Below are 8,791 nucleotides of genomic sequence, written 5' to 3'. Positions count from 1 at the left end.
GGGCGCCCCTTGCGGGTCACCCGGGTGATGCCATTCGTGGCCAAAGTGGTCCCCACCAGAAATTTGGTGGGCACCACTTTGGGCGATCTAGATCACGGGAAAAAGGCGGTGCAGACCGGACGCTTACTTATCGGCAGCCGGGAACGCTGAACGTTTGGCGTCGTCTGGCTGTATGGCTGGTGGTAATAGACCGCTACCTGCACCGTCTTCTGCTCGACCGGTCGCACGTCCTTGGTTCTCGCAGGGAACAGGAATCCGTCGCCGAAACGCTCACGACGCCGAAACACTACGTTCCGCGCCCGGCCATACAATGGCACCCGCAAGTCAGAAGCGTTTGCGTGCCGCGCGTTTTTCGTACGCGCCTTCGGGATGGTCCACCACCACAGACCGTCCGCCTCGCGCGTGACTTCGGCGCCGCGCATCCCACAAATCTCTGCGCCGCGCGTGCCCGTCCACAGGTACAGCGTGAGTACGTCCTCGACCAGTGCGGTGAAGTTCGGCAGCCATCGGATCAACGTGCCGACCTCCTCTCCGGACAGCACTCGTTTGACAGTGCCGACATTTTTTCCGGAGATCTTCTTGCCCTTCGATTGGATCTTCCCACGCAGAATGAGCCGCCACCAGTTCGCTGCAGTCTCGGGCAGACGGCCAGAGTCAATCGCGTAATCCCACGCCGCCCCCAACTCGGCACGAAGCTTTGACGCCTGCACTGGCGCCGACTCGGCGTAGCTTTTGATCAGATCGAACGCCTGCGCGCGGGTCAGCTCCGCCGCAGGTATGCCGGCCGTTCCGCCGAGCATCGAATCGAACATGCGGCGGACCTCCGTCGCCCCCTTCCGCGCCCGCGACAGGCGCACGTGCCCAAGGTAATAATCGTCACAGACCTTGGCCACGGTGTAGGCCTCTCGCTCCGCAGCCAGTCGCCGCTGCTCGAGTTGCCTGCGGGCATCCTCCCTCGCGGCCTTCGCTATGAGGGCGGGATCAACACCGCCTTCTCGCCCCAGGCGCACCTGCTCCCACGCCGCGATCGCTGCATGAACCGACATCGCCGGCCACTTCCCGAGCTTGGTCTGACGCATTCGTCCATCAACCGGACTCTTATAGCGGTAGATCCACGATCGCCCGCCAGCACTCGCGGTGATCCGGAGGCCCGGGAAGTCAGGGCTGGTAAGATGCTCGCCAACCGGAAGTAATTTGATGTCGCGGGCGTCGAATGACATGGGGCCCCGGCGTAGCTTTTTTTCAAGTACCGAGGCGGCGTCAACATCCAAAACGGAACTCGGCGTAGCTTTTGAAAATCACGCTCGAAAAGTTACGCCAAACTGGCAAGTTTAGGCAAGTTTATTTAGGCGTCGTTACGTTAAGATCAACGACGGCATCGAACGCAAAACATAATGAAACTCAAAGACATAGATGTAATTTCCGCGCAAAAACAGGGCGGTGACAGCATTGAGGCGAGTGGCCACACTCCAATGATGCAGCAGTACCTCGGGATCAAAGCCCAGCATCCGGACACGCTGTTGTTCTACCGAATGGGCGATTTCTACGAGCTATTCTTTGGCGACGCCGAAAAGGCGGCGCGGCTGCTCGATATCACCCTCACGACCCGTGGTCAGTCGGCCGGCCAACCGATCAAGATGGCGGGCGTGCCCTTCCACGCTGTCGAACAGTACCTCGCACGCCTCGTCAAGCTCGGCGAGTCGGTGGTGATTGCCGAGCAGATCGGTGATCCCGGTGCGACCAAGGGGCCGATGGAACGGGCTGTGAGCCGCATCGTTACGCCCGGCACGCTGACCGATGCGGCACTCCTCGACGACCGTTCGGACTCGCTGCTGCTGGCGGCGAACCTGCATCGCGGCGTGCTGGGGCTCGCATGGCTGAACCTGGCGAACGGCGATCTGCGGGTCATGGAATGTCCGGCAGAGCAGTTACAGACTCAGTTCGAGCGCCTGCGCCCGGCCGAGGTGCTGGCGCCCGGCGGGCTCGCGTTGCCGCTGCTCGAGACGCTGTCGCCGGTATTGCGGCGGCTGGCAGACTGGCAGTTCGACGGGGAAACCGGCGAGCGCCTCTTGACCGGGCATTTCGGTACGCGCGACCTGACGGGTTTCGGTGTCGAGGGACTGCCGGTGGCCTTGGGAGCCGCGGCGGCCTTGTTCGACTATGCACGCAGCACGCAACGCCAGAGTCTGGAGCACGTAACCGGCTTGAAGGTCGAGCGTGAGGCCGAGTACCTGCGCCTCGATGCCGCGACCCGGCGCAATCTGGAACTGACCGAAACACTGCGCGGCGAGGCCTCACCCACCCTGCTCTCCCTGCTCGATACCTGCATCACCAGCATGGGCACGCGCTGGTTGCGCCATGCGCTGCATCACCCGCTGCGCGACCGGACACTGGCCGCCGCGCGCCATGGGGCAGTCGGCGAGTTGATCGGAGCCGAAACGGGTGGTGACGCGAGGATGCTCGCCGACACCCGCGCAGCGCTGCGTGGCGTGGCGGACATCGACCGCATCACCGCACGCATCGCACTGCGCAGCGCCCGCCCACGCGACCTGGCGGCGCTCCGCGACAGCCTTGCGCGCCTGCCCGAACTGCATGCTGCCCTGGACCGTCCGCAGGCCGCGTTGCTGGCGGCACTGCTCGCGGCGCTGGACGTGCCAGATGTCGCATTGGACCTGCTACTGCGCGCGGTGGCGCCGGAGCCCGCCGCGGCGGTGCGCGACGGCGGCGTGATCGCGGCGGGTTTCGACGCCGACCTCGACGAACTGCGTGGTATCCAGACCAATTGCGGCGAGTTCCTGTTGGCACTGGAAGCGCGCGAGCGCGAACGCAGCGGGATCGCGACCCTCAAGGTCGAATTCAACAAGGTGCATGGCTTTTACATCGAGGTCAGTCATGCGAACACTGGCAAGGTGCCGGATGATTACCGCCGCCGCCAGACGCTGAAGAACGCCGAACGCTACATCACGCCCGAACTCAAGGCATTCGAGGACAAGGCGCTGTCCGCGCAGGAGCGTGCGCTGGCACGCGAGAAACTGCTCTACGAAGCGCTGCTGGAAAATCTCGCCGCCCACATCCCGACGCTGCAGCACATTGCCCAGGCGCTCGCTAGTCTCGACGGCCTGGCGGCGTTCGGCGAGGCGGCGGTGCGCTATGGCTATGTCTGTCCGCGGTTTTCGGACCAGCCGGGCATGGACATCGTCGGCGGACGCCACCCGGTAGTCGAGCGGCAAGTCGAGAATTTCATCCCGAACGACTGTAACCTCGCGCCGACGCGGCGCATGCTGATGATTACCGGCCCGAATATGGGCGGTAAATCGACTTTCATGCGGCAGGTCGCGCTGATCGCCCTGCTGGCCCATGTCGGCGCCTTCGTGCCTGCGCAGTCGGCACGCATCGGGCCGATGGATGCGATCTTCACACGCATCGGGGCCTCCGACGACCTCGCCTCCGGGCGTTCGACCTTCATGGTCGAGATGACCGAGGCCTCGGCGATTCTGCATGGTGCCACCGGACAAAGTCTCGTGCTGATGGACGAGATCGGGCGCGGCACCTCGACCTTCGATGGTCTCGCACTGGCGTTCGCGATCGCGCGCCACCTGCTGGAGAAAAACGGCTGCCTGACGCTGTTCTCGACGCATTACTTCGAGCTCACGCGCCTCAACGGCGACTATCCCGAGTGCGCCAACGTGCATCTGGACGCCGTCGAGCACGCCCATCGCATCGTCTTCCTGCATGCGGTCGAGGAAGGTCCGGCGAGCCAGAGCTACGGGATCGAGGTCGCTGCCCTGGCCGGCATTCCCGGCTCGGTGATCCGCGATGCCAAGCGGCGTCTGCGCGCGCTGGAAAATCGCGAGGTCGGCGCCGGCCCGCAGGCCGATCTGTTTGCCGCCCTGCCGGAACCGGAGAGCGAAACCTTGTCGCATCCCGCGCTGACCGCTCTGGCCGAGATCGATCCGGACAGCCTTAGCCCGCGTGAAGCGCTGGAGCATCTCTATGCATTGAAACGGATGACCGCATGAGCACGCCCATCGACATCAGCGAAGACGCCGGCGTGCGCTATCTGCACTTCGGTTCGGAATGGATCCAAGGGGCGATGCGCATCCGGCGACCCTATGCGCTGGAACTTGCCTACACGCGCGAGATGATGGCGGGCCTGTTGCTACGCGATGCCGACGAATGGCCGCGCAGTGCGCTGCTGATCGGCCTCGGCGCTGCGTCGCTCACGCGTTTTGTGCATCATCACTGCCCGCAGGCACGCATTCAGGTCGTCGAGATCGAACCGCGCGTCGTCGCCGCCGCGCGCCAGTTCTTCAAGCTGCCGGACGAGGATGCGAGGCTGGCGATCCATGTCGGCGACGGCGCACGCTACGTGATGGAGACCGAGCGCCATTTCGACCTGATCCTGGTCGACGGTTTCGATCGCCATGCGCGCGCCGGCGCGCTCGACACCTCCCCGTTCTATCAGGCGGTGCGGGCGCGATTGTCGGGAAAAGGGCTGATGTCGGTGAACCTGTTCGGACGCTCGCGCGGTTTTCGCGCGAGTGTCGAGCGCATCATCACGGCGTTCGACGATCGCGCGATCGCTTTTCCGTCCTGCGACAGCGGCAACGTCGTGGCTTTCGGCGCCGAGGGCGAGCGCATCGAAGTGCCGCTGGCGGAACTGCGCGAGCGCGCCCGCGCGCTGAAGGATAGGACGGGTCTGGACCTCGGTCCGACCGTCACGCGCCTGGAACAGGCGGGCAGTCTGCCGGGGGGCCGGCTGATCCTGTAGACCTTGCCGCAACCTCGCCGCCGGCAAGGATTGCGAGCGGCGTCAGCCGGCAGGCGCCCCGGCTTCGGACGCCGGAGGAATCCACAGGCAGCTTCCCTTCGTCGCCTTGACGATGTCCTGAAGTACGCGCGCGTGCTCGGCGAGCTCCTCGTCGGACGCACGCAGCACCGCCAGCGGTGGCCGCTCGACCAAGACGCCGCCCGCCTCGGCGCTACCCGGCACGGGTTCTTCGAGCGTCATGATCAGGCTTTCCTGACCGCGCGTCATCGCCAGATAAACGTCGGCGAGGAGTTCGGCATCGAGCAAGGCCCCGTGCAATGTGCGCGCCGAGTTGTTGATCTCGAAGCGGTCGCACAGGGCATCCAGAGACGCCTTTTTGCCTGGATTCTGTTCCTTGGCCATCCTGAGCGTATCGACCACGCCTGCACACAGCACGTCGAGTTTGGCGCGACCCAGCAGTGACAGTTCGTGGTTCAGGAAGCCGACGTCGAAGTTGGCGTTGTGGATCACCAGCTCCGCATCGCGTACGAAGGCTTCGAACCCGTCGACGATGTCACGGAATTTCGGCTTGTCGGTGAGAAAGTCCTCGGTGATGCCGTGCACGGCCACCGCTTCGGCGTCGATGCCGCGTTCCGGGTTGATATAGACGTGATAGTGGCTACCGGTCAGGTTGCGATTAAGCAACTCCACACAGCCGATTTCGATCACGCGGTCACCATTGCGCCAATCCAGGCCAGTGGTTTCGGTATCCAGAACAATCTGTCTCAAGGGGGGGTGTCCTCGGTATTTCGCTTGAATCGGTCGCGGCCGCGATCAGCCTTCGACCGTCACGCCACGCGCACGCACGGCTTCGACGCCCTTGCGTGCGAGAGCATCGGCGCGCTCGTTTTCGACATGGCCGGCGTGTCCGCGCACCCAGAGCCACGCTACCTTGTGCCGACTGGCTGCCTCGTCGAGGGCGCGCCACAGGTCGGCGTTCTTGACCGGTTCGCGCGACGCGGTTTTCCACCCACGCGCCTTCCAGCCGTGAATCCACTCGGAGATGCCCTTCTGCACGTACTGGCTGTCGGTATGCACCCGCGCGCACACCGGGCGCTTGAGCAGTTCGAGTGCGCGGATCACCGCCAGCAGCTCCATGCGGTTGTTGGTGGTATGCGGCTCGCCACCCCATATTTCCTTCTCATGCTCGTCAGTGCGCAGGATCGCCCCCCAGCCGCCGGGCCCCGGATTACCACTGCACGCGCCGTCGGTAAATATTTCGACTTTCTCGCCTTCTTCCATCTATTTCTCTTTCTGTATGACGCCCGTCACCTGACGACCGCGCTGGGCCACCGGTGAAAGGCGTTTCGCCGACGCACGGTTGTCGCGCCAGTTCGGAGTTATCAGGCGCATTCCCTGCACCCGCTTGATGCCCTGCAAAATGTAGGCGCCGCCGCAGATCGGCCACCAGCGGTCACCCGCCTTGTCCATGAAACCACAGCGTTCCAGCCATCTGGTCTGATTGAATGCCGGGGCATAGCAGCCGAAGCTGCCCGATTGCGTTTCGAATCCCAGCAACGCCAGCCAGTCCTTGGTCCGCCCCACCGACAAATATTGTCCGCGCCACGGATATGCACCATGTTTGCGCGCCGCCAGACGGCGCAGTCCCCACAGACTGAAGGGGTTGAAACCGCTGATAATGACGCTGCCCTCGGGCACCAGCACCCGCTCGACCTCGCGCAGCACCTGGTGCGGATGGCGCGAAAATTCCAGCACATGCGGCAGCAGAACCAGATCGAGACTGGCCGTTGCAAACGGCAAGGCATCGGCGTTCGCCATCACCGCGGTATCGCCGAAGCGTGCGCAGTGGAAGCGGAACGGAATGCGGTTGCCGCGCAGGAAATCGTGTTCCGGCAAACCGATCTGAACCGCGTTGTAGCCGAAAATGTCGGCTACCATGAGATCGAACTTGGCCTGCTCCCACCGCAACAGGTATTGTCCCTGCGGCGTTTCAAGCCAGTCCGACAGACTGAGGATGGACATGAACAATCAGCACTCAAAAATCCGCAGCGGCGACATTATCCCTCTTCCTGCGTTTCGCGATAACTACATCTGGTTGCTGCGCCACGGTCGGTTCGCCGCGGTCGTGGACCCCGGCGACGCCACGGTAGTTGAGACCGCATTGCAGCAGCAGGGTTTGCAGTTGTGCGCGATTCTCGTGACCCACCACCATAACGATCACATCGGCGGTGTTGCCGAGCTTGCGGCGCGCCATCGCCCGCAAGTTCTCGGCCCCGCCGGAGAGGATATCCCGGCGATCACCCGCCATGTGAGGGAAGGCGACGAAATCGTCCTCGACGAACTCGACCAGCGGTTCACTGTGCTCGAGATTCCCGGTCACACACGTACACACGTCGCTTATCTCGCCCCGGGCGTACTGTTCCCCGGCGACACCCTGTTCAGTGCCGGCTGCGGGCGCCTGCTCGGCGGGACATCCGGCCAGATGTATGCGTCGTTGCAGCGAATGGCGCAATTGCCCGACGACACTGGCGTGTACTGCGCCCACGAGTACACGCTGGCCAATCTGGCATTTTCCCGTGCGGCGGAGCCGATGAACGCAGCGCGCGACGCCCGGCAGGCGGAATGCGAAGCCTTGCGCCGCGAAGGCCGTCCGACGCTGCCGAGCAGCATCGGGCGCGAAAAGCAGATCAACCCGTTTTTACGCACAGACGTGGCAGGGCTTGTTGACGCCGTCACGGCTCACAGCGGCTCGCGGCCACCCGGGCCGCGTGAATGCTTTGCCGCGCTTCGTGCGTGGAAAGACGTGTTCTAGATGCCTTGTGCGGCGGACCACGAGTGCCATGCGTCGAGACGGGAGAATGCTTACTGGGGCGCGACGAGATCGTTGCAGTTGGTCAGCCGCCAGCAATTGCGGCCGTCATGTTTGGCACGATAGAGCGCCTTGTCAGCGCGGCTGAGCAGGCTCACGAAGCCGCCGTCATCGCTGCGGTCCGGCGTGATTGTCGCAATCCCGATGCTGACTGTCACCACCGCTCCGGCGGTCGAGTAACGGTGGGTGATGGCCAGTGCTTCGACCGCTTCGCGCATGGCTTCGGCGACAATTGCCGCGCCCTCTTCTCCGGTATCCGGAAGCACGGCGGCGAACTCCTCGCCGCCGTAGCGTGCGACCAGATCAGCCGGCCGCCGCGAGTTGCCCGCGAGCACCTGTGCGACGGCTTTCAGGCATTTGTCGCCCACCTGGTGGCCGTAGGCATCGTTGAACGGCTTGAAGCAATCGACGTCCGCGACCAGAAGCGAAATCGGTGCTCCGACGCGCGCGCTGCGTCGCCATTCTCGCGACAGGGCCGTGTCGAAGGTGCGACGGTTGGCGATTCCCGTCAGGCCGTCGAAGGAGGACAGGCGCGTCAGATCACGGTTGGCCTCGTCGAGCTTGCGGGTCAGTACCAGCAACGAGTAGCGCATTTGCGCGATGCGCTGCATGGCACGCACTTTTGCCTTGAGTACCGCTTCGGAGACCGGCTTGGCAAGGTAGTCGTCACCGCCGACGGCAATGCCGCGTTCAAGATCCGCATCGCTGGTCCTGGCTGACAGAAAGATGATCGGCGTCCACTCGCCATCCTTCTCTAGCTGCCGAATGCGTTGGGCCACCTCGAAGCCATCCAGTCCGGGCATGACAATGTCAAGCAAGATGAGGTCCGGACGCGCGCTCTTGAACACATCGATTCCCGAAGCACCGTCGCGGGCATGCACGGACTCGATCCCCATCTTGCCAAGCAGTTGGCAGACGACGGTAGCGCTCGTCACGGTATCTTCAATTACCAGGGCCTTCATTTGCGCCGATACTCAATTTTGGGAACAAAAACCGCGCCATCGTATCAACTAACCGAAGGCATGGGGCGAAAATGCAATGTCCGGCGCAAGTTGCTCCCCTGGATGCGACAAACCGGGACGGATTCCGTCATGTCAGCGAGCGGCACTGGCAGACGCGGGTTTGACGCCCTCTCTCCCCTGCCCTAGAGT

Annotated in this window: 8 protein-coding genes; 3 read left to right on the top strand and 5 right to left on the bottom strand. The window is 63.8% G+C overall.

The window, feature by feature from the left end:
• Window positions 1-92: 92 nt before the first annotated feature.
• A complete protein-coding gene (locus tag GPA25_RS09950) occupies window positions 93-1,220 on the bottom strand; it encodes a tyrosine-type recombinase/integrase (protein ID WP_169260219.1) in 1,128 nt (375 codons plus the stop codon).
• Between the two features lie 255 nt (window positions 1,221-1,475).
• Between GPA25_RS09950 and mutS the strand changes: the two genes are divergently transcribed.
• Both mutS and GPA25_RS09940 read left to right on the top strand, forming a co-directional pair.
• On the top strand, window positions 1,476-4,019 hold the full coding sequence (mutS, locus tag GPA25_RS09945) for a DNA mismatch repair protein MutS (protein WP_425486379.1): 2,544 nt from the start codon (window positions 1,476-1,478) through the stop codon (window positions 4,017-4,019).
• Window positions 4,016-4,771: a fused MFS/spermidine synthase gene (locus tag GPA25_RS09940; RefSeq protein WP_169260218.1), complete on the top strand. Its 756-nt coding sequence runs from the start codon at window positions 4,016-4,018 to the stop codon at window positions 4,769-4,771. The genes mutS and GPA25_RS09940 overlap by 4 nt, the downstream gene beginning before the upstream one ends.
• A gap of 42 nt (window positions 4,772-4,813) precedes the next feature.
• On the opposite strand, the gene dnaQ is transcribed toward GPA25_RS09940, so the two are convergent.
• From dnaQ to GPA25_RS09925, 3 genes are read right to left on the bottom strand one after another with little or no spacing between them, the layout of a single operon-like run.
• Entirely contained in the window at window positions 4,814-5,539 is a 726-nt protein-coding gene (dnaQ, locus tag GPA25_RS09935; protein ID WP_169260217.1) for a DNA polymerase III subunit epsilon, read from the bottom strand.
• 45 nt (window positions 5,540-5,584) lie between these two features.
• Complete coding sequence (gene rnhA / locus GPA25_RS09930; protein WP_169260216.1) at window positions 5,585-6,052, bottom strand: ribonuclease HI; 468 nt, start codon at window positions 6,050-6,052, stop codon at window positions 5,585-5,587.
• A complete protein-coding gene (locus GPA25_RS09925) occupies window positions 6,053-6,793 on the bottom strand; it encodes a class I SAM-dependent methyltransferase (RefSeq protein WP_169260215.1) in 741 nt (246 codons plus the stop codon).
• Here GPA25_RS09925 and gloB point away from each other — a divergent pair.
• Window positions 6,792-7,583, top strand: a complete 792-nt coding sequence (gene gloB / locus GPA25_RS09920; protein WP_169260214.1) for a hydroxyacylglutathione hydrolase — start codon at window positions 6,792-6,794, stop codon at window positions 7,581-7,583. The genes GPA25_RS09925 and gloB overlap by 2 nt on opposite strands.
• A gap of 50 nt (window positions 7,584-7,633) precedes the next feature.
• Here gloB and GPA25_RS09915 read toward each other — a convergent pair whose 3' ends face one another.
• Window positions 7,634-8,602, bottom strand: coding sequence for a GGDEF domain-containing response regulator (locus GPA25_RS09915; protein WP_169260213.1), 969 nt, complete (start codon window positions 8,600-8,602; stop codon window positions 7,634-7,636).
• Window positions 8,603-8,791: the final 189 nt, after the last annotated feature.

Source organism: Aromatoleum diolicum, from assembly GCF_012910955.1.
Classification (GTDB): domain Bacteria; phylum Pseudomonadota; class Gammaproteobacteria; order Burkholderiales; family Rhodocyclaceae; genus Aromatoleum; species Aromatoleum diolicum.
This window is presented reverse-complemented; position numbering and strand designations above follow the sequence as displayed.